The sequence below is a fragment of the Paenilisteria newyorkensis genome (assembly GCF_000766145.1).
Taxonomy (GTDB): domain Bacteria; phylum Bacillota; class Bacilli; order Lactobacillales; family Listeriaceae; genus Listeria_A; species Listeria_A newyorkensis.
This window is the reverse complement of the sequence record NZ_JNFB01000012.1, coordinates 190,408-214,407: the sequence shown is the minus strand read 5'-3', so window position 1 is coordinate 214,407 and position 24,000 is coordinate 190,408. Positions and strand designations below refer to the sequence as shown.

Annotated in this window: 19 protein-coding genes; all 19 read right to left on the bottom strand. The window is 40.6% G+C overall.

Features of this window, described 5'->3' with window-relative positions; genetic code table 11:
* Positions 1–101: 101 nt before the first annotated feature.
* A complete protein-coding gene (locus EP58_RS16925; protein ID WP_052171356.1) occupies positions 102–3,509 on the bottom strand; it encodes a M6 family metalloprotease domain-containing protein in 3,408 nt (1,135 codons plus the stop codon).
* A 195-nt stretch (positions 3,510–3,704) separates the two neighbouring features.
* Positions 3,705–4,814 carry a sporulation integral membrane protein YtvI gene (ytvI, locus tag EP58_RS05515; protein WP_036091067.1) on the bottom strand — a complete coding sequence of 370 codons (1,110 nt, stop codon included), beginning with the start codon at positions 4,812–4,814 and terminating at the stop codon, positions 3,705–3,707.
* Positions 4,815–5,061: 247 nt separating this feature from the next.
* Positions 5,062–6,003 carry an L-lactate dehydrogenase gene (locus EP58_RS05510; RefSeq protein WP_036091064.1) on the bottom strand — a complete coding sequence of 314 codons (942 nt, stop codon included), beginning with the start codon at positions 6,001–6,003 and terminating at the stop codon, positions 5,062–5,064.
* Positions 5,996–8,638 (bottom strand): cation-translocating P-type ATPase, encoded by a 2,643-nt coding sequence (locus tag EP58_RS05505; RefSeq protein WP_036091061.1) that lies wholly within the window; start codon positions 8,636–8,638, stop codon positions 5,996–5,998. Before EP58_RS05505 ends, EP58_RS05510 begins: the two co-directional genes overlap by 8 nt.
* A gap of 512 nt (positions 8,639–9,150) precedes the next feature.
* On the bottom strand, positions 9,151–10,062 hold the full coding sequence (gene bla, locus EP58_RS05500; protein WP_036091059.1) for a class A beta-lactamase: 912 nt from the start codon (positions 10,060–10,062) through the stop codon (positions 9,151–9,153).
* Between the two features lie 182 nt (positions 10,063–10,244).
* Complete coding sequence (locus tag EP58_RS05495; RefSeq protein ID WP_036091056.1) at positions 10,245–10,922, bottom strand: DUF4956 domain-containing protein; 678 nt, start codon at positions 10,920–10,922, stop codon at positions 10,245–10,247.
* The gene (locus tag EP58_RS05490) at positions 10,922–11,632 is read right to left on the bottom strand and encodes a polyphosphate polymerase domain-containing protein (protein ID WP_036091053.1); all 711 of its coding nucleotides are present in this window, start codon (positions 11,630–11,632) and stop codon (positions 10,922–10,924) included. Before EP58_RS05490 ends, EP58_RS05495 begins: the two co-directional genes overlap by 1 nt.
* Before the next feature lie 113 nt (positions 11,633–11,745).
* Positions 11,746–12,438 (bottom strand): Crp/Fnr family transcriptional regulator, encoded by a 693-nt coding sequence (locus tag EP58_RS05485; protein ID WP_036091050.1) that lies wholly within the window; start codon positions 12,436–12,438, stop codon positions 11,746–11,748.
* 141 nt (positions 12,439–12,579) lie between these two features.
* Positions 12,580–12,774 carry a hypothetical protein gene (locus tag EP58_RS17340; protein WP_124892737.1) on the bottom strand — a complete coding sequence of 65 codons (195 nt, stop codon included), beginning with the start codon at positions 12,772–12,774 and terminating at the stop codon, positions 12,580–12,582.
* A 233-nt stretch (positions 12,775–13,007) separates the two neighbouring features.
* Entirely contained in the window at positions 13,008–13,799 is a 792-nt protein-coding gene (locus EP58_RS05480; RefSeq protein ID WP_036091048.1) for a hypothetical protein, read from the bottom strand.
* Positions 13,800–13,823: 24 nt separating this feature from the next.
* Complete coding sequence (locus EP58_RS05475) at positions 13,824–14,792, bottom strand: hypothetical protein (RefSeq protein WP_036091045.1); 969 nt, start codon at positions 14,790–14,792, stop codon at positions 13,824–13,826.
* Positions 14,767–16,917 (bottom strand): glycosyltransferase family 4 protein, encoded by a 2,151-nt coding sequence (locus EP58_RS05470; protein WP_103034777.1) that lies wholly within the window; start codon positions 16,915–16,917, stop codon positions 14,767–14,769. The genes EP58_RS05475 and EP58_RS05470 overlap by 26 nt, the downstream gene beginning before the upstream one ends.
* A 10-nt stretch (positions 16,918–16,927) precedes the next feature.
* Positions 16,928–19,036 (bottom strand): CgeB family protein, encoded by a 2,109-nt coding sequence (locus EP58_RS05465; RefSeq protein ID WP_052171355.1) that lies wholly within the window; start codon positions 19,034–19,036, stop codon positions 16,928–16,930.
* Positions 19,033–19,368, bottom strand: coding sequence for a hypothetical protein (locus tag EP58_RS05460; RefSeq protein ID WP_036091042.1), 336 nt, complete (start codon positions 19,366–19,368; stop codon positions 19,033–19,035). The genes EP58_RS05465 and EP58_RS05460 overlap by 4 nt, the downstream gene beginning before the upstream one ends.
* Positions 19,369–19,372: 4 nt before the next feature.
* Positions 19,373–20,641, bottom strand: a complete 1,269-nt coding sequence (locus tag EP58_RS05455) for a glycosyltransferase (RefSeq protein ID WP_103034778.1) — start codon at positions 20,639–20,641, stop codon at positions 19,373–19,375.
* Complete coding sequence (locus EP58_RS05450) at positions 20,628–21,830, bottom strand: glycosyltransferase family 4 protein (RefSeq protein WP_052165029.1); 1,203 nt, start codon at positions 21,828–21,830, stop codon at positions 20,628–20,630. Before EP58_RS05450 ends, EP58_RS05455 begins: the two co-directional genes overlap by 14 nt.
* A gap of 45 nt (positions 21,831–21,875) precedes the next feature.
* Positions 21,876–22,103, bottom strand: coding sequence for a hypothetical protein (locus EP58_RS05445; RefSeq protein WP_036091040.1), 228 nt, complete (start codon positions 22,101–22,103; stop codon positions 21,876–21,878).
* A gap of 10 nt (positions 22,104–22,113) precedes the next feature.
* Positions 22,114–23,403 carry a nucleotide sugar dehydrogenase gene (locus EP58_RS05440; protein ID WP_036091037.1) on the bottom strand — a complete coding sequence of 430 codons (1,290 nt, stop codon included), beginning with the start codon at positions 23,401–23,403 and terminating at the stop codon, positions 22,114–22,116.
* A gap of 50 nt (positions 23,404–23,453) precedes the next feature.
* Complete coding sequence (locus EP58_RS05435) at positions 23,454–23,933, bottom strand: DUF4352 domain-containing protein (RefSeq protein ID WP_159106212.1); 480 nt, start codon at positions 23,931–23,933, stop codon at positions 23,454–23,456.
* Positions 23,934–24,000: the final 67 nt, after the last annotated feature.

Here is a 24,000-nt window from a genome sequence, read left to right as displayed (position 1 = left end):
TTATTTCTGTTTTAATTATACATGGAAATGGTGTTTTTGTCCTGTTCTATACAAAGAATTGCCGCGCTCTAGATTACGAGGCAGCAATTCTTTATTTCTATTTATTGTGGTTGAATCCTAAGCTTAAATAAACCTACACCACTGCTTTTATGTTGTACACTCAAATAGTAGGCGGTGTTTGCATTTAATGTTTTTATTATTTTAAATTGTTTCGAAGCACCATCGTTATCACCTATAGCAAGTAAATTACCAGAGCCATCTTTCAAAAATGCTACTGTGTCTATCTCACTCTCACTGGTCAAAACATAGCTTCTTGTTGCTGTCGGAATAATTTTATAGAGTTCAAAATCCCCTTTGAAGTCAATACTTCCTGATGTCAAGCTATCATCTGTTACTATCGTTGCCGTTGCGTTGGTTTGTCTTTCTTTCCCAACTAATACAACATGTTCAGCCCTATAATGATTGTCATCTGTGGTGACAGCGATGGTAGTCATACCCTCGATGTCGCCTGCTATTACTTTACCAGCTTGATCTACTTTTGCGATATTAGGATTTGAACTCGTCCACTCTACCTTCTTATTCGTAGCATTTGTTGGCAATACTGTTGCATTATACTGCATCGTTCCATTTTTCGGTAAATAAATAGCTCCGATTGTCTGGTTTATGCTAATTCCAAAGACTCTAATTGGTGGTTCTGGTGATGTTATACGTAACTTATATGTTCCTACTATAGGGGGCCCAGACTGATAAAGTCGAACATAGTACGTTTCATCTGCTGTTAATTGATAACTCATTTCAAATTGTCCATTAAGGTTTGTGCTGCTGATCAATTTGATTCCAGTGCTAGAATATAATTCTGCTCTTACGGCATATGTTCCTTCACTTGTAAATTTGTGCATACCTGTATTTTTGGGAGTGAATTTAAAGAAATCCGGATCGCCAATGTAAGAAATCGCACCATCAGTTAAGCTGTTATCTAATATTGTCGTTGCGGTGTCATTTGTTTTCCCATGATCGTCCACCGTGATTGTACACATCGCCATTTTCCCGCCATCTTTTGATTTAGCTGTTATAGTAACAATCCCGCTCTTATTTCCAATAACTACTCGACCAGTTTGACTAACTGTTGCAATATCATCATCTGAACTGTCCCATTCCACGCCTTTATTTCCAGCATTTGCAGGTAATATAGTTGGTGCTAATTGGATAATATCAGCTTTTTCCTTTGGTCCGATTGCTGAGGCATTCAATTTAATTTCTGTTACTGGAATACCGGTATCTCCGGGTCTTTTAATATGAAGGTTATAATCACGCCCTATTCCTTCAAGATAGGTCCTCGTAACAATGTGATACGATTTTCCAGCAACTAAATTATATTTGAGTTTGAAATTATAATTATTATTGTCTTCTGCTATCATTCCTTGATTATCATATATTAGTCGCTCTTTCGTGCTGGCATCATACAAAATCCCTCTTAAACGATTATAGTATGGCCCCGACGACCAAAACTCATACTCTCCTGTTTCTGTAGCCGTAAATTTAAAATAGTCATCATCTTCATCATAACTACCATATGCGCCTATTTGCCCTGTGTCTTGTATGGTTTCGGCTGTTTCAAATGTTTTACCGTGCCCATCTATATTTAACTTGTACGTATCTTCTGTTCCAGATGCAGATTTAGCCGTTATGAATACTGGACCAGCATGGTTCTTAGCTGTCACTCTGCCTGTTTGATCCACACTAGCGATATTCTCATCAGAACTTGACCATCTCACGGTCTTATCAGCTGTGCTTTCTGGTAAGATGGTAGCAGATAATTGGATTGTTTCATTTTTTTCAATACCTGCGATAGACTCTGTTTTACTTGGTGCTGTCGGCGTATTGATTGCTATTTCTACCCCTTGATTGTTGAGAGTTATATTCATTTTTGTACTAATTGGCGAGTTTACCTTTACTGAAAAACTGGTAACTCCTCCATCATCACGAACTGCTGCTGGTTTTGTTGTTTTGTTTAGCTCTGTTTGTTGCATTACACCGCGACTGCCCATTCCGACATAATATAAACCATCTAGTCCCATTGACTGATCAGCATTCAGTTGCGACAAACCTACTATACCTTCGTTGGCTTCTTTAAGCGTTACCAACTGCCTTCCAACTGTATAGTTCCTGTCATGGCTCTCATTTATATGATAAATGGCAATACCTGGTGATTTAACACGTTCTCCAAGTGCTTTATCAAAACCAACAAACTGTCTATTCTCAATCAAATAATATTCTTTTGCATTTGCAGTATCCATTCGTATGATATTACGATTAGCCTGATCTAAGCTAAATACATCGATTGATTGTGTCGTATTTGGAGATACCGTTCGTGGTTCTATCACTCCTAATTTCATTTTCGAATAAGCATCAAAATGTACAGGTGTAGATCCTGCTTGTTCTGAACCCACTGCGCCCCATGAACCTCCTCCCATAACGCTATATTGACCCAGTCCAGCTCCCGTATTATAGATATTATATAAATCTGGTAAACCTAGGTCATGCCCCATTTCGTGAGCTATTATTCCAACCGATGCCTGATTTGTACCATGTAGTTCACCAAATTGAGTAAATGTATCGAATATTTTTCCATCGAGTTGTGGGACATCTATTGCCGTAAATGTTCCTTGGTGCCCCCAAGTTGCCTTGCCTGTTCCACCGACAGATGCCTCTCCTCCAGCGATAATTGTCATAATGTGTAATTCATCGGCCTCTAATTTCCCATCCCCATTCACGTCATACTGTGCAAAATCAATGGATTCGTTCGCTGCTATCAATGCTTCTTTTGTAATTATATTGTTCATGTTAGTCTGGTCTGTTTTTATCGTAGTTTGTGGGTGCTTGCGCGCTAGCTTAACATGTATAATGCCATTTCCAGAAGCTGGAACAATATTCACCTTACCATTCGTTGCTTCCTGATAATATGCTTTTAATGTGCTACCTGATGTGCCAAAAATTTTCGACTCCCACTCTGCACCTGTTTTCACGATACTAATATCCTCAAAAGAGACTAATATAACTAGTAGGTTCTGTTTTTTGGAATTGGGTATCGCTGATTTCAAAGTTGGAAACTTCATTGTTTCTTGTATAGATGATTCACTCTGATATTCTAAGGCTGGGTAATTACTAATATCACCATGATTAACGGCACTTCCTGGCTCTTTATCAATGAGATATTTATTCGTTGTTGCAACTAATTCAGCTACCTTTTTCCCGTTGTGTTCAAATTCATTTACAGCTACATAATACCAATAACCATCTTTTTTTTGCTCAACGATATCTCCAGAACTCGTCGCTGAGTAATGCAAACGCTCATCACCATACTGTGTAATAGCAAAGCTTTGACCTGTTGGTTGTTTCACATTAAAGCTCTTTTCCAATGCTGGTGCTGCTGAAACAATTAATGTTGAAGTCCCTAAAAATACAAGGATTAACCCTAGAAAAAGTACTGTTTTTTGGAATGTTTTCAAAATTTACGCCCCTTTTATCTTTATTTTATCTCGTCCTCCCTTACTCCTCTCTAAGTTGATTAAATTGGAGTATAACAAAAAAAGAGAAATAATACAAATATAAGGAGATATATGTAATATTCAAAGCTGTTATGAACTATTATAAATTGAGTTTTAAGCAAAAAAACACGCTTATATTACAAAGCGTGTTGAGTACTAGTATCTCCAAAGTTTGAATTTGCCCGCATCGTGTAGGTCTTTTACGATAACCGTGATGATTGGTGCGAGAATCAGGCCGATAATACCAAATAGTTGTAAGCCGATGTAGAGCGTGAATAGGGCGATAACTGGGTTCAGGCCTAATTTTGTACCGAGAATCTTTGGTTCGATGATGTTTCTAATAACGGTGATAACAGTGTACAGAATGAGCAGTTCGATTGCAAACGCGAGATCGCCGTTGATGAATGCTAGGAGGACCCAGGGAATCATGATACCGCCGGTTCCGAATACGGGAATCATATCGAAAACGGAAATTCCGAGGGCAATCCAAATCGCGTTTGGCACGCCTAGAATCGTGAGCCCGATAAAGAGCTCGACGCAAGTCACACCAGCGATAATCAGGTAAGCTTTGATGTACTCGACGGTTGTGGTTTTAAAATGTTTATGCACGTTTTGCACGGTTTCATTCACACGATCTGGCAGTTGCTTCCGCATGAATGCCCCCACTTTGTCAAAGTCCCAGACGATGAAAAAGGAGAACAACATGCTGAAAGAAAAGAAGATGAAGATGCTTGGTAGGGAAAGCGTGACAGAGGCAACCCAACTCGCAATACTGCCCGACAGCGAAAGTGCGAAACGGCCAATTTTGGCAATAACGGCATGGAAAACATTGTGATACTGCTGAGCGAGATCTGGCGCAATATTATCGATCCAATCCGCGCCCCAGTCCTCGATTTTTTGCAAAGCGGGCAAGATATCGTTCTGATAGTAGCCAGGAATGCTGCTAATCGACTGTCCGAGCAACTTAAATAGCTCCAGCAAGCCTAGAACGAGCAGACCACTGAGAATAGCATAGAAAAACAGCATGACGATTAATCCCCAAGCCTTGCGATTACGCCATTTCGTTTTGCGCGCAAGCAAGCGAGTGAGCGGCATACACATCCACGCCAAGCCGAATCCGATCAGAAATGGATACGTCAGCGGTAAAACATATTTCAAGAAAAGGAAAATAATAACAACGATACTAGCCAGATACAAAAACCGGACCAAAAACCGCTTCTGCCCCTCCAAATTCGACTTTTCTCCAACCTCATGTTTCTCTTCCATGCAAAACTCCCCCGTCTATCTAAATCTATGTAACCATGTTTCCTTGCCAATTCTAGCCTTTCATCACCAAAGCGTACGAAATCGTGTTCTCCCGCCAAATCCGTCCCCACCACCAAACCTCAGCGAAGCGAGAAGGCTGTAGTTCCTAGGCAAAAGCGAGCACCGAAGCGGAGCGTACGATTGTACGTGAGCATCGGAGCACAGCTTTTAACGACGGAAATGCAGTCTTCTCGCTTCGCTGAGCGGGTTAGAAGAAGTCGTGCATCATATCCTTGATCTCCCCAACCGATTTATCCATGTCCGATTGTTCTTTTTCGTTCAGCGGCATTTCAATGATAAACTTGATTCCTTCGCGATTGATGACTGCTGTTGAGCCAATATAAATATCGTTGTGGCCGTACTGACCTTCTAAATAAACCGAAAGTGGCAAAATGGCGTTTTCATCGTTAAAAATGGCTTTTGTAATGCGGGCCAGTGAAATCGCAATACCGTAATAAGTCGAACCTTTATGCTCGATGATCTCGTAGGCGGCGTCACGAACTTTATGAAATAGCTCATCCAGAACGTCGTCCGTAATTTCCGGATGGTCTTTCATCCATTCTTTAATTTGCAAACCACCGATATTCGCGTGTGACCAAACTGGGAATTGGCTGTCACCGTGTTCGCCGAGTGTATAGGCTTGCACGTCGCGAGCATCGACGCCGACAAGTTCAGCGAGTGCTTGTTGGAAACGAGCGCTATCAAGAGATGTTCCAGATCCAATGACGCGGTGTTTTGGTAGACCGGAATATTTCCAAACCGCATACGACAAGACATCCACTGGATTTGATGCTACTAAAAATAGTCCGTCAAAACCGCTTGCCATGACGCTATCCACGATGGCTTTCGTGATTTTTAAATTTTTGCCAATTAAATCAAGTCGCGTTTCGCCGGGTGCTTGTGCCGCGCCTGCCGTAATCACGACGAGATCGGCATCTGCGCAGTCATCATAGCTCGCAACATAGATTTGTTTTGGTGACGTATATGCCAAACCATGCGATAAATCCAATGCATCGCCTGTTTTTTTACCTACATTTAAATCAATAATGCCAATTTCGCGGGCAATATTTTGCGCTGTCAATGCGAAGGCATAACTTGCTCCAACGTCTCCAGCACCTACTAAAATCACTTTTTGTTTGTCGTTACGCATATTTCTCGTCTCCTTTTTGTTTACGATTTTTGATTGCTTTTTGAATTTCTACAAATACTAATGGGAAAACCGATAATCCGAATGCTAGCAACCAGTGCGTCAAGCTTAGTGGCACAAGGTAGAACATGTTAGCAACCGGCGGAATGAGAACCATTAGCAAAATAATCACCATCGATAGCATCGCGCTAAAGAATAGTGGCTTATTCGATAAAAAACCAATTTTGAAGATAGACTCGTCGCTGCGAACGTTGAAAATATGCGATACAGATGACCAAGCTAAAATAACAAACGCCATTGTCATCCCAACCTCAGCACTGGCGCCAATTTCAGCATTAATATCCACGAATCTTCCAATATAAAATCCAATCAATGTCACGAAGGTAAACACGACCGCTTGCGTCGCGACTTTCGCACCTAAACCATTGGCAAAAATACCACTGTTTTTCTTCATCGGCGGGCGATCCATCACGTTGGCATCCGCTTTTTCACGGCTTAAACAAAAACCAGGAATCCCGTCGGCAACCACGTTAATAAGCAGCAATTGTACCGCCACAACTGGCGCGCCCCATCCAAGTGTGATCGCGATGAACATAATGAAAATCTGCGAAAAGTTCGTGCTGAGCAAGAAATAAATCGTTTTGCGAATATTCTCATACGCCGTCCGACCTTCCGACACAGCATCCACAATCGTCGCAAAATTATCATCCGTAATCACCATATCCGCCGCATTTTTCGATACATCGGTACCAGTGATTCCCATCGCAGCTCCAACATCCGCTGCTTTCAAGGCCGGCGCATCATTCACGCCATCCCCCGTCATCGTCACCACTTCACCGTTTTTCTGCCATGCTTGCACGATCCGAATTTTATCCTCAGGGCTCACGCGCGCATACACCGCATAATCGCGTACCGTGCGCTCCAATTCCTCCTGCGACATCTCGGCAAGTTCCGCGCCAGTAATCGATTTGTCGCCCTCTTCCAAAATACCAATTTCCCTAGCAATCGCGGAAGCCGTCACAATATGGTCTCCCGTAATCATTACCGTCTTTATTCCCGCTTGCTTCGCCTCTGAAACCGCGCGCTTACTCTCAGGTCGTGGCGGATCAATCATCCCAACCATCCCCGCAAAAGTTAAATCGTGTTCCAGCGCCTCCGCCGTCAAATCCTCTGGCATCTCGGCGTAGCGTTTATAACCCACCGAAATGACACGCAAGGCCTTCTCCGCAAACCGATCATGAATCTCCCGTGCCTGCTCCAGCAAATCCTCCGAAAAAGCAACCGGAATCCGATCAAAAGCACCCTTCGTAATCGAGAGGAATCCACCATCCACTTCATGAATCGTCGTCATCAACTTACGCTCCGAGTCAAACGGCAATTCAAATACCCGTGGTGATTTCTGCTCCAAATCCGCTTTTGCCAAGCCCTTCTCATTCAGCAAACGAATAATAGAAGATTCCGTCGGGTCCCCAATAATCGTCTCCTCACCGTCTGTCACTTCAATCGTCGCGTTATTCGATAAGCTCAGCATTTCCAAAAGCTCATTTTCCGATGCATCAAACGTCTCCTCCACCGGTTTTGGCATCACGCCCACCGACCAAATCTGCTGAATCCGCATCTTATTCTGCGTCAACGTACCCGTCTTATCCGAACAAATTACCGACGTATTCCCAATCGTTTCCACAGCTGGAATCCGTCTAATAATCGTGTTTTTCTTCACCATATTCTGCACGCCATAAGCAAGCGTAATCGTCACAATCACAGGAAGCGTCTCCGGAACCGCTGCAACCGCAAGTGATACCGCGATCATCAACATCTCAATCATCGTTTCCCCGTGCCATAAGCCGATTCCGAACACTAGCACACCAGCCACGAGCGCCACAATACTCAAACGTTTCGCAAGTTCCTTCAAGCGTTTTTGAAGTGGCGTCTCCGTTTTCTTCGTCGCGTTAATCAGGCTCGCAATTTTTCCCATTTCCGTATGCATCCCAGTTTCCACAACGACAGCCCGCGCACGACCTCCCGTCACCAGACATCCCGAAAACAGCATGTTAAAGCGGTCTCCAAGCGGCGACTTCTCGCTCACAATCGCGTCCGCGTCCTTCTCCACCGGCAAACTTTCCCCGGTCAGCGCCGACTCCTCGACCTGCAAACTGCTACTCTCAATAATCCGCGCATCCGCTGGAATCATGTCCCCCGCGCCAAGTTCAATCACGTCCCCAGGCACCAATTCCGTCGCGTCAATCTCCTGCTTCACGCCATCGCGAACGACCAACGTCATGTGCGCATTCATATTCTGAAGCGCCTCAAGCGCCCGCTCCGCATTGTTTTCCTGATAAATTCCCAGTACCATATTCAGCACTACAATCGCCAAAATAACGATGACTTTCGGATAACCATAACCCGTCGTAACCGCCAAGTAAAGCGAAATCGCCGCAGCCACCAATAAAATAATCGTCGTGATTTCCAGCAAATGATGCCCAATTTTGGCGAGCAACGTCTCTTTTTGCCCTTCCTCGAATTTATTCGGTCCAACTTCCGCCTTTTTCTTCGACGCAGCCGCACCTGTTAACCCCTTGTCAGCACTCGTATTTAGCGCTGTAAAAATGGCTTGTATTTCTTTTTCCATCCATTTCATCCTGATTACCTCCACACTCTGTTTCCAAATTCGTGATTCTACCTTTAAAATAATTGCACTATTAAAGTAATCTTACAATTCGTGTCTCCGTGGTGTATGTCATAATCAAATAGCTACTCTCTCTATTCCCGAAAAAATAGACTACAACCACTCTAATACCTATTCCTGATCAAAAATAGCATTCTTTCAAGATTTTACGAGTTGTTCTAGCCTTATTATGTTATGTACAAAGCTGTTTCTTAGAATTCCGATGTGTGATCAACGACTAATTGTAAATAGTGTGAAAAATGCAACTGCAAACAACGCTTGACAGTCCCCTTCACCGCCCTCATCTCCACTATTACTTTCATCTCTAATAATACCATAAAAAGGTGCGAAACCGTAGCTCATTGATTTCTTTTTTCAGGCCAAAATTGTGTGACCTAGGACTCATATATGACAATTTCTTTCTTGACAACAGAAAAAGGAAACCCATGAAGCGAGTCTCCTTTCTCTCAACCTAATAAAATGTATTATAAAGCAAAATAGTTACTAAGTACTTTTGCCGCGTCTGCTATCAATTGATCGTTGTATTCGTCGTCTTTGCCCGATTTTTTGGAATAGATAACCCAGACTAGCGGTTTTGCGTCCTTGTCTTTCGGATAGATGACTGCGATATCATTCCGAGTACCGTATGATCCAGCGCCAGTTTTATCGCCAACCGTATAACCAGCTGGAACGCCTGCGCGAATCAATTTATCGCCCGTTGTATTATCTATCAGCGTTTGCTTGAAATAATCCAAACGATCAGACGCCATATTTCCTTTCGTGGTGAGGAAGGATAGCACGTTTGCCATCGCCTCAGGAGTCGTTGTATCACGCTTATCTCCTGGCACTGCCTCATTTAATTCTGGTTCCAATCGATCGGCCTGCGTTGTTTTATCGCCAATTTTTGCGAGCTCTTTTTGATAGCCTTTAGGATCGTCCAATTGCTGGAATAAGATATTTCCCGCCGTGTTATCACTGTACGTCATGGCTGCGTTAATAATTTCTTTCACCGTCATGCCGCTGTCCACGTGCTTTTCTGTGACTGGTGAATAGTCGACTAAATCTTCTTTTGAGAAATAGATGCGCTTATTTAACTGTTCTGTTGTTAGATTTTTAAGTAATAATCCCCCAGCAATTGCTTTGTACGTAGATACGTAGGCAAATCGTTCTTGGTCGTTGTAGCTGATTTTCTTCTTATCCGCCGTGTTGACCGCATAAATTCCTAACGTCGCGCCGTACTTCTCCTCGAGTTTTTTCAACTCTGCTTTAGCCTCTTCCATCGCCGTCTCCTTTTTGGTTTTAGTAGCCGCCACATCCTTGTCAGGCATGCCACACGCCACCAAAGCCGTTACTGCAAAAAGAAACAGCAATCCTACCACATATTTTTTGAAAACCATTTTTTCAACTCCTCCTAGACTTATTTGTCACAAAGCCTATTCTATCGGACAAATTTAAATAGAAACTACAGAAAACAGAAAGAAAACATTAATGATTTGATGATTATATACAAATTTATCTTTTAGGCTATTTTTTTCGCGAATAAGAGCCTAGGCTATCATCCCAGACTCTCACTTTGATCTTATAATTCGGCTTTAATACTCGAAACGCGACCCGAAATAACTGGTAAATTCCCATTTTTAGTTCGGATGGCATCGATGAGTTCTTTTTCCTGCTCGACGTTTTTTAGTTTAATATAATAACGAAGCTCCATCAAACTCCCCATATTCGTTGTCCGCACCTGCTCAAGCGAGATTTCATAGCCATAGCTTTGCAATAAATCATCGAAAAGGTTCGCATAATCAATATCCTCTGGAATCGAAATACGCAGGCTCCGCTCCGCCACTTTACTTTTTGATCCGAATCTCGTGCGCGTCAAGACAATCAATACGACCGCAACAAAGGCAGAGAAAATGAGCGCATACATAATATATCCCATTCCAGTTGCAAGGCCAATACCCATCGACCAAAAAATACTACTAATTTCGCGCGCGCCACCTGCCACAGAACGGAAACGAATCAAGCTGAACGCTCCTAAAACAGCGATACCCGTACCCACATTTCCATTGACCAGCATGATGACCGACTGCACCAAAATTGGCAAAATCGTCAATGTCACGATAAAACTTTGCGAATAGGTGTTGCGATACATGTGCACGCAAGCCACAAGTACCCCTAAAAGAACCGAAGCTCCACTATACATGATAATTTGCCACACATCTAAGTTCACCATTGAACTTTTTACTACATTTTCTAACATTACAAAACTCCTACTTTCTGATTGTTTAAATAGCGTCTATACACTTGCTCATATTTTGAAAATTTGGATGGATAAAGATCTAAATCAGAAAGTATTCGTACAAACCATAAAGGATAGGCATGCAGTGATTTTACTTCCATTAATACATCTATTTCTGGTGCCACAAGTTCCCCATCATGACCATTTGCCAACTGGAGGTCATCGTTGCGCCACCTTATTTTCGCATCGAATGTTACTCTAAACTCGTCCTCTTTGTATGCGCTAAAAGCTCTTCTATCATATGAAATAATAACTTTAGGCGCGATTGTCTCCTTTTTCTTTAGCCAAAAAATCTCGTTGCTAATTTGTTGATTTAGTCTGTCGTCAAATTCTTGCGCTTCCTTGCTTTTCATGTATGCATCTACTTGACTCAAGCGCATCGAAATTCTTCGTTTATACACAATCCCTTTTAATTTCTTCTTGATTTCTAAATAGACCATCTGCTCAGAGCTTGGAACCCCATATGTGCGAACTCTGAACTTCTCCTTAAATGTCGGCTTTTCACTCGATCGCTTAATTAAATCGTAGTTGTTTGTATCATAATAAAGCGAGCAAATGGTGTGTAAGCCATACTTATCTTCTTTCATGTGCTCAGAAATTCTATCTAACAGCAAGCTGTATTTCTCCTCACTCAAGATGTACTTCTTTTCTTTCCGTTCAAAAATCTGCATACCATCCACCTTTTCTTGAATATTCTTAATATACCTTTTAATACTCTATATCTATCTATAGTGATTACACGACGCGAAGCATACTAATAGCAACACTTCACGCCATGTATTTATTAATGCAAAGATCCTGATATTTCAAACCCAACCATTTCTTTTAGTGCATGACTATCCAAAATTGTAATTGGTTTCGGCGTTAATTTAACAAGCCCCTCTTCTTCAAATTTAGATAGTATCGTCGTTGCATACTCGCGTGTAATTTGACAATAGCTAGCTAAATGATGTTGGCAAATTTCTTTTGGTAAGTGTCCAACCGATTTACCTAGTTTTTTAGATTCTAGGTGTAGCAAAGATGCTGCTACTTTTGCTTTTGCCGGTAGTAGGTTAAATTTGCCGTAATAGTTCACGGATTGTGTTAAATTTTCAATAATTTTTAGTAGAATCGAAGTCCCCCAACCCGATTCGTCAATAACATTTAAAACGAAGTATGGATCAATAAAATACGCTGTTGTTTCTGAAATCGTTTCTAATTCAAACTGATTGCTTCCCCTTGATAATAATGATGCAAAACCAATAAATTCGCCATCCCCCGAGAATGAAATAGTAGTCTCCTTCGTGTTATGACTTGCCACAATTTTGGTCAAGCCCTTCTCTATATAGATAAACGATCGATTGTCTGTCACCGTGGAATCAATAACTGTTTTAGCTGGTAGTACTTTCTTTTTGGAATATTTATCAAATGATTTATTGGAAAATAGCAGTATTTCCAGGAAATTTTCGTCGATTTCAACACCAAATGTTTGTAGCATAATGAATGCCTCCTTTTAATTTTCATGTATCTTTTAGTTTGTCTTTGTAACATAGCATCTTTAAAGTGGTTAAACTTTTTTCACACTCATTCGGTGATAGCCTAGTTTGTAAGTAATAGAACATCTTACATAGCCCGGGCGTTATTGCCTATTTAGTAATACTTTTAAAATCGCGATTTCGTCTCCAGAACCGATATGCATACCGATAGTTACTGCTTTTTCACATACTAGTCGCTTGGCTTCCATCACATCCTCAATATAATAATAATCCTGTATACAAACATTTTGGATACTGTATGCGTTGTTCACATAGTAGTGTGGCAATCGGGGATTCAAGATTATTCACGCTTGTGTCATAATCAAGTTTTTTTCGTAGGTATAGTCGTGATGGTAGTATGGGGAAAAGGAAGAAGTATTGCTTTCTATTTTGTATCGAGGCAATGTACCTGCGCCGTACATAAAGTAATGATAAATACGGACGCAGTATGGAGTTAATTACTCTTGCTAACTTCTATTCGTATGCTTGCAGGCTGGCCTTTTTGTGATAACCCTTTTTAGCCCTTCTAAAATTAAATCATATATGCATCATCATTCAGTCGAATCAACTCCGGAGATGTAAGCGTGCGCGATTCGTTGATATCTCGTATTGTTTGATAAACCAATTCAGTATGCTCTGTCACGAGTGGACTGTGGCTTTTACGAAACGAATTAACAATCATTTTCACACGTACATTGTGTGCTTGCAAATAATCTTTAAATGCCATTAACTCCGCAAACTGCATATCGTTTTTCCCTGTATATAAATGGAATGTCGTATTTTTTATCGCTTCTTGCTGGTAATTTTTTGGATCAAAGAAGAATGTATCTACTTCCTCTTCCAGTTCTGTGTTACCTCGGTAAAAAGCTTCTTTCTCTGTGGCGTGGTACCGGTCAATAAAGTTGCTTACCTTCACTTGTGGTACAAGCGAAAAAACATCTGTGATATAAGGATTCAAAACGCCATATACCAATGCTCCGGTCCCACCTTTACTACTACCAAACGCGATGACTTTTTCATAACCGTGTTTCTTAATAAACTGCTCTAATTCCTGATTTAACTCATTATAAATCGCTTTGCCACCGTCGAACAAATACCAACCATAACTATCTGAAAAATAATCTTGAACAAATAAATAGTCACTTTCTTTATAATCCATACAAAAATTCATCCAGTTATACCGTTCGTGCAATTTCTTGATTTTTGCATGATCTGCCGTGCCGTCCAATACGCTTGGTATCTCGTCCAAAATTTTCTTACTGACTGATTGAAAAACAAGGATCAAATGTTTGCTCCCATTTTTCAAATGCCTGCCATGTAACATAATTTCACCTTTTCCATTATCATTTTAGAAGTCTTCCGCGACAGTAATGCGGATTTTTCCTGAGTTTTTCGTGATTGTGTCTTTGTTTCGCTTGATGAATACTTTGACAAAATAACTGCCACCATCTTCCGCTGTATAACGGTACTGGGAACTTGCTTGATATTTGGTTTTGTGCAACGCTTCTTTTTCACCGATTTTATAGAAATAATACGCAAATTCGACGCTCTTATCTTCCATTAAATATTCGGGCAAAACACATTCGGCAAGTACTTTATTATCGTGTTGCCAAGCAATGATTTCCTCACACGCCAATTGGTTCGTATGCTCATGTAGCTCTTTTTCAAGAAAGTTTGGAAAACCTGCTATACCAACATTACGTTGACGGCAAACCTTGCTCAAAACTTGCTTCTCTTTTAGAACCTCTAACATATATTTTGTCTCTTCTTCATAATTTTGAGAACTAGACCCACTGTAAAAATAAACGTGCGGGCGATTAAAATCCTCGATATGAAGTTGTGAGAATAACTTATCTATCCGTTGATTGCCTTTTAGAGACGCCTTCACCACATTCTGATGAAAAAGATAGTGATTTTTCAAGGTTTTTGGATCGCCGGCAATCGTATGGTTGTAATGGAATCGTAAGCCAAAATAAATGGCCACTGCACCGCTTTCACCGTAACCTGTAATCATGATATTTTGGCGTTTCACCTTGAGCTTCTCCGCAACAGATTCCACGAGTTCATTCGCTGTTTTTTCATATTGCGCCTGCGTGATTTTGTTATTCTCCTTTGCAGGGGGCATCAGGAAAAGTCGATTCTGATCATACGTCTTACTGACTTCTCCCAAATAATCAAACGGTTCGCCAGCATCATTCAGCTCTGCAAAACATACAAGAAGGTATTCACTTACCGGATTCGATGTGGCAATATGATACTGCACTGGCGTTTTTCCTGTTGTCGTTTCCATCTCAATGTTTGTTGCTAGTTTCTCCATTTACGAACGCCTCCATTATCACGTTTTCTAATTTTTTACAAATAATCAATTTATCAAAATTGGCTTGAGGATAAAGGCGCAGCTCTAGTTTTTTGTCGGGCGTTTGCTTGTATGCTCCGATATATTCCGCGATGTCTTCCGTCGTCTCAAAAATATGCTCTTCTGGATAAATCGTTTCTGCTCCTGGCCAATGAAGAACACATGGTACGCTTCCAGATGCCATGCCTTCCATCGGTGCCAAATGAAAACTTTCAAAATCACTTGTCGATAGCATGAAACCAATTTTTCTCATCCACTCGGGAACATCATCACCATGCTCGTCAAAAATAACAGCGTCTTTCCATGGTGCATCCTCTATCCGTTTGAAAATAGCATCATAATACATTTTTTCATCTTCACGTTGCATCAACCACGGCAAATCTTGTGGCATTCTGCTTTTCACATAAAGACGGTAACGCTTATCTTTCTGCCATAGTTTTTCTAAAATATCTAGTGTTAAATCCATGCGCTTACGACTTGGCAAAATACCACAAACACCAATGTTGTAGCGACTATCGACTGTTTTCTTGCGACGATATTGTGCCGTATCAATCATATTATAGATCATCGTCATCTTTTCACGTGGAATTCCGCAAACTCGGTGGAACTCTTCAAAAATATACGGTGAGATCGCGATGATTTGATCGATATTATCCATTGTGTAGTTCGCTGGATGTTCGGTTTCACGCTCTTGCAAATGCATCCTGACAATGAGCTTTTGGTGGGCCTTTTTATGTTTCGAATACCAGACCGCATTTCCCAATCCCCATTCACAAAAAATAACATCTGCCCAGTTTAGTAGCTTCTGACTCGCTTTTTCATCGTGGGTCGCATGTCCTTTCCATTTATCAACCTTTACCTCTAAACGAGGATTTGCCTCACATGCATCTATTGCCATCGTCAGGAATTTCAGGTCATGCCCCGCAAAAACAACGCGGATTTTATCTTTTTGATAACTCCATAGGAAGGAGCTTAAACGCTTGTAAGATGCTGCCATCGTGAAATGTTGACTCGCTCCATATGTCATACGTGCGGCCTTTTCGTACAACGTGCTGTCTGTTAAACTCTGCGTTGCTTTTTCGATAAATTGCTCTTTTGTCGTTACAAATAGTGGATAATCCTTACCAAGCAAACCTTCGTGCATTTTGGTACGTCGCAGCAAAACTGGTTTCCCAAGGCGCCCGTATTCCAATAACTTTGTAGATAATTCTACCGATTCATCATTGTCAATGACTTCACTGCGCCAGCTGATGCCAATATCTCCGTCTTCAATAAATTGTTGACTCGCTGAACGTGACATGGCTCCACGCCAGTCAATCTTCGGCTCTTCCGCAAATTGTTTCATAATCTGCTCTTTTTTAGCAGTTAATTCGCCTTGGAATTTATCTCCTGCAATACCAACTGTTATATTTCCTTCTAATTCTGAAGCTGCTTCTACTATTTCTTCTGTATACCAATCCGCAGCAAACTTTCCAGTGTAAACTAAGCGGTCATTCTCATTTCGAAAACTCGGTTGAGCCGCTCCATTCGGTACCATTGGGAATAAAATTTGAATTTTTTCTCCATCCACGTTCATAAGTCGCATAAAGGCCTGTTTCATTGGCTCGGTTTGCATGAAAAGGTTTGGAAAACGTCTATATACTTCTCCTAACTCGGAACGTTCTTTTCGTGATGACCTTGTAAGCGTATGATTAAAGTCCGTAATATAAGGGACTGTTTTTCCTACTAATTTAGATTCTTGCACAAGCTGGCGTACTAAATCGAAACCACGAACAATAATTAAATGATAGTGATTTTTAGCATCGAGTTCCTTCATCACACGCACCGCTTCCGCAGCATTCATCCGGTTTCCGTTAGCAAAGGAGCGGTTTCCCAAATCCTCATAAGGCTGGATCATCTTCACATTTGGGTAGCCTGCCATTTCGTCGGTTAATAGTGTATTCTTGATACGTGCTTTTAGCAAAATTTCAGTCTGGATATCTGGATTTGTAGCTAGCATTCCAGCCATCGAGGTAAGCCATACTGCTGACCCATCCATAATATTCAAATCCACATCTCCATACACTAACACTTTTAAAGTTCTCACACTATTCCTCCTAAATCTCGATCTGCTGTCGTTCTTCTGGTTTTATTTCGTTGCCGTCTTTCATAAAATTATAGGTGTCAGCACTGAATAATCGCGCTCCTTGTTTCAAATAAGGGGCCATCGATGCATCCTGCTCCATCTCGCTCAACAATACTGGTAACTTCTTACCAAAATGCCAATCTGTTGCAATCAAACTACTATGGAAATGAAGATCCGTCACAAATTCATAACGCGCTTCACTTTTTCCAATAAAATCAGCCTCACTGTAGAGCGCTGCATGCATCATATCCTCTAGATAATATCTTCCATAGAAATGAAGATCTGAGAAATAGGCGAAATAATCCGTATCAATGACCTCAGCTATCTTGTTGTAATGTGCCATGTAACTATGGACAAATACGCTGATATCTCCTGTATTGTATTGATTCATTAGCTCAATTGCCTCGTCAAACATCGTTACAAAAACGACTAGCTTTTTTCCTTGATAAGACTGGGCTTCATATTGCTTTAGAATTTTCTTAAATGCTTGTTTAGAACGGGCGACCGAAACAATCGTCACATTTTTTGTAAATGTTGGTACAGCTATATTCAAATCGCCTAGCATGCTGGCCAAACGGTGTTGATAGGTGTGTTCCCGGTAAACTGCTCGAATACCAGCAAGTGATTTTTGATTATAGATCTGCTCATCTTTCGTAATGGCTTGCATTTGTTGATGTAGCTTGTCCGTGTCCTCCGAAATCATCACAACATCTCCAAAGAGGCGGCGAATTCCTTTCGAATAACTACTCAGAACAGGTGTCCCAGAAGCTAGCCCTTCAAATACACGGCGAGAAAACATCGTCGGCGAGTACTTAATACTGTTAATGTTAATCATATATTTATAGCCTTTATACGCCAATTCCATCTCACTGTAGGGTAAACTTCCAAGAACCGCTTGCTGATAACGCTCAGGAAACTCGAACATCGCTTTATCCTTTAATGGTTTGCCATGATTACGATCATAAATAGCTAAGCCATAATCAAGCGCCACATCAAGCACATCCTCCATATCCTTGCGTCGTTCCTCATGTCGATTACCATAATAAGAACCTGCAAAACACATCTTGTCTATGCGTGGCTCTGCCAAAGCAATCGGGTTATGCATCGATGGCTGTACCGCGAAACTTTGGGCAAATACATTGGTATGTCCTGCACGTTCCTGATATTTTGGAATCATATCGGCATCTGTCGTATAAATATAGTCAAACCGCTCAGCCGTGGCAATAAATTTCTCGAAATGAATCGGATCCTCTTTATTCCAAAAAACAGTTGGGATTCCTTGCTCCTTACACCAATCTAGCAAGTCGAAAAGTTCTTCTTTTGACTGATTATTATAGGTAGCAATCTTGAACTCCCACGCGCCATAGTTTCCTTTCCACGCCGACTCCACAAATAGGAAATGGGGGCGGTTTTCAGTCAATACTTCGCACCAATCTGTTGGAGTGATTGGCAAAAGCTGTACTTCTTTTTCGTAACAAGTACGTGTAAATTCATCGAAAATGCAGGCTACTTGTAAATCTTTCAAACTTTTAATCGCTGGTGCATGGCTTGGTGCTGTTAGAGTCATCGTTTGTCTATTTACTTCGCTTGCCACGACACGTTCTAATTGCATGCGTTTTACTATTGTTACGCCGGAATGGGTTATCTTCAATGCGAGTCGTACTTGTGTTGTTTCTTCCGACAAATGAATTTTAACTTTTTTATTTGGATTGAAAAATGACACGTTACATTTTTCAGAATGATTATATTCAATCAATGCCATTTTCACAGAAACATTTCCCATCATTTCTGCTTCAAAATGAAGTTCTAGTGTCTCTTTGGGCATCACTGGAATACCGTGTGCTGGTTCCCTCGTGAAGACATTGTTATTTTCAAGAAAAGTAAGGTAATCAAAACTGGAATCTGAACTTGATATATACAGATGACCATTTTGCTCGTAAGTCACTAATTTTTTGCTAGGATTATGCCAATTTTCGATCGCATTTAATTGCTTCACATCGACAATATTAGGGTTCGTATCGTCCAATATCTGCTTTTGGACAGCTTCAATTTCTTCGTACAGCTCATTAATGTCGATCATTGGTTCTCTCCTTTAGCTTTTGTGTTCTTGTTCATAGCCCAATACTTGCGTGATATTTTGACAAGTTTAGAATCGTTCAAACGTTCATAACGCTGTTTCATGTGTTCTAATTGCTGTAGTGTCTTAGCACATTTTTCTTTCTGTGCTTGTACTTCATTTTGTCGTTCTGCTAGTTCCATATTTAAGGTTTCCAGCGCCGACTTCTGTTCTCCTAGCAAATCATATATTTTCTTCTTGAAAGCAGTCGTTTCTACCTGCTTTTTCTGGATGACCTGCTCCTGCTCTGTGATTTTTTCTTTCAACTGCTTTATTTGCTGTTCTGCATTCGTCATTGCTTTAACTCCTTATTACTATTTTTTCGTATATAGCTAGAAAAATCAGTTTTTCCTTATCCCAATTAAAAATGTCACGTGCTTGCAAACAATTTTGATGCAATTTTTTTCTTTTTTCCGGATTATTCACTAGCTCATTAACAGCTTTAGCAATCGCTTCTGGATCGTGTGAATTGACGGTTAAGCCAACCTCGTATCCTTTAACAACACGGCTTATTTCTGGAAAGTCGCAAGCAATGATTGGAATCCCACTCATAATATATTCAAACAACTTATTCGATGAAGCGGAGTAATGATTGAAACACGTATTATTGAGTATTTGGAACCCTAAGTATGCCTCTTTCGTGTGACTTGGCAAGGATTCTAATGCTACTTTATCCATAAATTTCACTCGGTTTTCCAATTTTCGCTCTGCCACCTTTTTTTCTAATGCTGGCTTTATGCGTCCATCTCCGATTAAAACAATGGTTCCCATTTTGATGTGCGGAACGGCTTCGATTAATCGATCTAAACCACGCCCCGACTGGATTCCACCTTGATATAGTAAAATTGGTTCTTCGCGCGGTATTTCTAGTTGCTGGTGTAAGTCCACCGTCATTTTCGTATCTTGCTCTTGTTTAAATGGATAATTATGCACAACTTCTGGATAAAAACCATAGCGTTCTTCTACATAAGCTGCACGTGTATGGTTTTCATGGATACAAACATCCACAAATCGTAGCAAAAAGCGTTCTGTTATACCGTATAAAGGGCTATCGTATCCAGTTCTACTTGTCTGAACTTCATGCGAATCGTAGATAAGTTTACTTCGCCCTAGCCATTTCGCACAAATGACAGCTTGTAGCAATGTATTCAAGTCATTTGCGTGATAGATATCATATCGCTGACGAAAACCTGCACGTACCATCCGTAAGAAAACAATACTTCGAAACATGATAGTTCGCATTGGTTTTGTAAATAAGAGGGAGGTTAGTAATAAGAGGAGGAGTAATGGCCAATAAAAGCAAGCAATGGCATACACTAATGCAAGCATTCCGAGTAGATATTTCTTGTTTTTAAGCCAGCTCAGTATTGGAGTGAATGGTAACTTTTGAGACATTCGGTAAACGTGGAAATTAGCATTTTTTTGTTCTACTTTTGGTAATCCGGCTTGATGTAATGCGATTAAATCTACATGATATCCAGCTTCACTAAGCGCTGTGCATTCCCGTAAAACGCGTGCATCATTGGTGAAATAGTTCCATACAAACATACCGACTTTAGTTGTCACGATTGATTACAGCCTCCATTTTCTTGAAATTTTGTTGCCAGCGGTGATTTTGGTATGCATATTGATACCCGTTGTGACCAATCTCCTGAGCCATTTCTGGATTTTCAATGAGTTCTTTTATTTTTTGATACATCTCATCGACTTGACTATGTTGGAATGTATAGCCACATTTTGCTTTTTCAATAACACGACTACTATAACCCGACACGTTTCCAACTATTGGTACACCCATACCCATGTAATCAATGACTTTACCAGGGATCACTTTTTCAAAAATGGGATGATCTACGAGTGTCACATATGCCACATCCGCTTTACCAATTTCTTTTAAAACTTGCGAGCGTTTCTGCGGTGGAAGAATCGCGATGTTTGTTAGCTGGTATTGTTTTAGTCGCTCCTTAATTTCTTGGAGTCTAAAGCCATAGCCAATAATTTTGAATGTAATGGCGTCGTTTGTTTTGAAGCGTTCTGCTAATTCAAAAAAGCAATCCATTTCCTGTGCTAAACCGACGTTTCCAGTATAGATGACCGTTTTAGGTTTTTGATGCAGTTGCTTATTCTGGCTAGCGCTACACTCGAACTCTGCTTCTGTTAGGGAATTCGGAATGAAGTGGATTTTCTTCTTGGGTACACCTTTTCCAACAATATAGTCTACAAAGCCTTCACTATTGACCACAATTTCATCTGCCTGTTGGTAAATTTTATTTTCTAGCCAGTAAGCAAAACGAAGAAATAAACGATTATTCCAGCGTTTAACACCAAGCAAAGTCTCAGGCCACAAATCTCTTACTTCTACGATTAACCTGGTCTTTAAAAAGCGCTTAGCGAAAAGTCCCGCAACGCCAACCGAAATCGGCGGTGTTGAAATGTAAACCGTATCGGTATCTTTGCCTTGTCGCATGATAGCTTGAATGAATTGACACATAACTTCTAGATAAAACAGGAAGCGTTTTAGAATGCTATTGGCATACTTTTTCGTGCGAGGCTTCACTCGGATAACACGCGTTTCGTCCAAGCCTTCTTCCCAAAAATCATCTTGTTTATATAAATTTTGATTAGGGTATCGCGGATCAGTAGTGATGAGTGTTACTTCGCTAGACTCAGAAAATTCTTGAAATAAGAACTTCGTACGATTCGCAGCGCTACCGATTTCAGGATAAAAGTTTTGTGAAATAATTAAGATTTTTTTCATAGAGCTTCCCATTTCTGGCTAGATTTCACGCCTCTGCCATCGATGCTAAACACCGTATGGTCGGTACTTATTCCTCAGATCTTCTTGGCGTTTTTTTCTATCCTCGATTTGATAGCGAAAATATAAGACACAAGAGCCTTTTTTTATTTTCGTTAATTTATTTCTTGTGACGAGCGAATGAAAGCATTGCTTAGAGACTGCTAAGGCTTCAATTGCTTCACTGGTTGACATAAAGTTGGCATCGAGTAGTTCTAACAGTTCCTTATTTTTCATTTCGACTCCTTTAGACAGAAAGAACCTTGGATTCGACTGGATACTGAGAAACCTCTGAAATATTTCCCATATGGGTATAGCTACTCGCAGCCGTTAATTCTTTTGCGATGTTCTTCGTATCGAACACGTTTTGCTGCTTCATGTTGGCAATCGTATCAAGTGTTAATGTCTTAAATTCTGAATGATCAGCTAATATTAATAATAAATCAGCATCAGCTGTTGCTACTTCGCTATTTTTCTCAACAAAAGGAGCATCTACATGTGGATCATGTGCAACGACTTCATAACTTGTTTCGTTCATTAACATCTCCCAGATTTCATTTGCTGGGCTTTCACGAATATCGTCAATATCACCTTTGTAAGTTAAGCCAAAAATAGCAATTTTCTTACCTGCTACGCGTTCCATCATCGTTTTTACTTGTGCTACGATATAGCTTGGCATCGATGTGTTGATGGCGCGGGCTTGTTGGATAAGCGGGGAATAATCTGGAGAGGCTGCGGCAATAAAGTATGGGTCAACAGCTAAACAGTGACCGCCAACTCCTGGACCTGGGAAGTGTAAGTTTACACGGGGATGTTTATTTGCCATGTCAATAACATCAAGCGCATTGATTCCTAAATCAGCGGATATCTTGGCAAGTTCATTGGCAAGTGCGATATTAACGTCACGGTACGTGTTTTCCATTAGTTTGGACATTTCTGCTGTAGAAGCCTTTGCGGAAATCAATTCACCTTTTACAAAAACGCCATACACTGCTTTTCCTGCTTCTGTACAAGCATCCGTTACACCACCGATAATGCGGTTGTTATAAATTAATTCATGAATAATTTGACCTGGTAATACGCGTTCTGGGCAGTGTACTAAGAAAATATCTTCTCCAACAGTGAAACCTGCTTGCTCGATTAGTGGTAAGATGTGATCTTCTGTTGTACGTGGGGCAATCGTGGATTCGATAATCACGGTATTGCCTTTTTTCAAATAAGGTAATGTCGAAACGACTGCTGACTTCACATAGGATAAGTCACATGATTTTAAAGCATCGTTATTGTTTGGTGTTGGTACAGAAATAATGAATGCATCCGCTTCTTCTGCTTGCAAGCTAGCTCGGAAGTTTCCAGCAGCGATTGCCTGATCCAGTTCTTCTTGCAAACCTGGCTCTTCAATATGAATTGTTCCATTGTTCAATGATTTAACCACTCGCTCACTAACGTCCACACCAACCACTTCTTGTCCGTGATTAGCAAACATAATAGACGTCGGTAATCCAATATATCCTAAACCTATAACTAAAATTTTCAAAATATAGCACTCCTAATTATCTATAGTTTTTTTGTCCATCGAGAAAAAGATTATTCTTTTTCTGGTATCGTGACTTCCCATTGTGCTTCGGCTTTATCTTTCGGTTGGTAAACTAATGTTGCTTTTTCAGTGTCTTTTGGTAAGTTAAAATACGCTTTTCCAGTCAATGTTTTTCCTGCTGCTATTTCATCACCGAAGTTACTTGCTTGTGGATCTACTTTGATGGTCTTGTCTTTGGCTGTTTTTAGTTTGAAATCTCCACCGCCAATTGCAAATGGTGTAGTACTGTTATTTTGAATATTCATTTCTATCTGTAAAATGTCTTGTTTTCCATCGCCACTCTCAGTTAGTTTTAAATTGGCGATTTTCATGTCGATGTTATCTACTGTCTTAGTGGTGGATACTTTATCTTTTGCTGTTTCTTCTGTTTTAGGTGTTTTATCAGTACTTGTATCCGGATTTCCACAAGCTACTAATGTTGTTGCTGTCAAAATTGTAAGACCAAAAATTGCTATTCTTTTTATCATCATTACCGTCCTTTTATGAAGCATGGCTGGGAGGGAACCCTTTGTCCCCTCGCCAACTGCTTCTAGTTTT

What these genes read in the sequence shown, in the direction of transcription:
- EP58_RS05460 (WP_036091042.1), bottom strand. Translation starts at nt 19,368, where the DNA reads ATGACGAATGCAGAACAGCAAATAAAGCAGTTGAAAGAAAAAATCACA.
- bla (WP_036091059.1), bottom strand. Translation starts at nt 10,062, where the DNA reads ATGGTTTTCAAAAAATATGTGGTAGGATTGCTGTTTCTTTTTGCAGTA.
- EP58_RS05495 (WP_036091056.1), bottom strand. Translation starts at nt 10,922, where the DNA reads ATGTTAGAAAATGTAGTAAAAAGTTCAATGGTGAACTTAGATGTGTGG.
- EP58_RS05450 (WP_052165029.1), bottom strand. Translation starts at nt 21,830, where the DNA reads ATGAAAAAAATCTTAATTATTTCACAAAACTTTTATCCTGAAATCGGT.
- EP58_RS05480 (WP_036091048.1), bottom strand. Translation starts at nt 13,799, where the DNA reads ATGTTACATGGCAGGCATTTGAAAAATGGGAGCAAACATTTGATCCTT.
- EP58_RS05485 (WP_036091050.1), bottom strand. Translation starts at nt 12,438, where the DNA reads ATGCTACAAACATTTGGTGTTGAAATCGACGAAAATTTCCTGGAAATA.
- ytvI (WP_036091067.1), bottom strand. Translation starts at nt 4,814, where the DNA reads ATGGAAGAGAAACATGAGGTTGGAGAAAAGTCGAATTTGGAGGGGCAG.
- EP58_RS05510 (WP_036091064.1), bottom strand. Translation starts at nt 6,003, where the DNA reads ATGCGTAACGACAAACAAAAAGTGATTTTAGTAGGTGCTGGAGACGTT.
- EP58_RS05475 (WP_036091045.1), bottom strand. Translation starts at nt 14,792, where the DNA reads ATGGAGAAACTAGCAACAAACATTGAGATGGAAACGACAACAGGAAAA.
- EP58_RS05445 (WP_036091040.1), bottom strand. Translation starts at nt 22,103, where the DNA reads ATGAAAAATAAGGAACTGTTAGAACTACTCGATGCCAACTTTATGTCA.
- EP58_RS05490 (WP_036091053.1), bottom strand. Translation starts at nt 11,632, where the DNA reads ATGCAGATTTTTGAACGGAAAGAAAAGAAGTACATCTTGAGTGAGGAG.
- EP58_RS05465 (WP_052171355.1), bottom strand. Translation starts at nt 19,036, where the DNA reads ATGATCGACATTAATGAGCTGTACGAAGAAATTGAAGCTGTCCAAAAG.
- EP58_RS05435 (WP_159106212.1), bottom strand. Translation starts at nt 23,933, where the DNA reads ATGATGATAAAAAGAATAGCAATTTTTGGTCTTACAATTTTGACAGCA.
- EP58_RS05505 (WP_036091061.1), bottom strand. Translation starts at nt 8,638, where the DNA reads ATGAAATGGATGGAAAAAGAAATACAAGCCATTTTTACAGCGCTAAAT.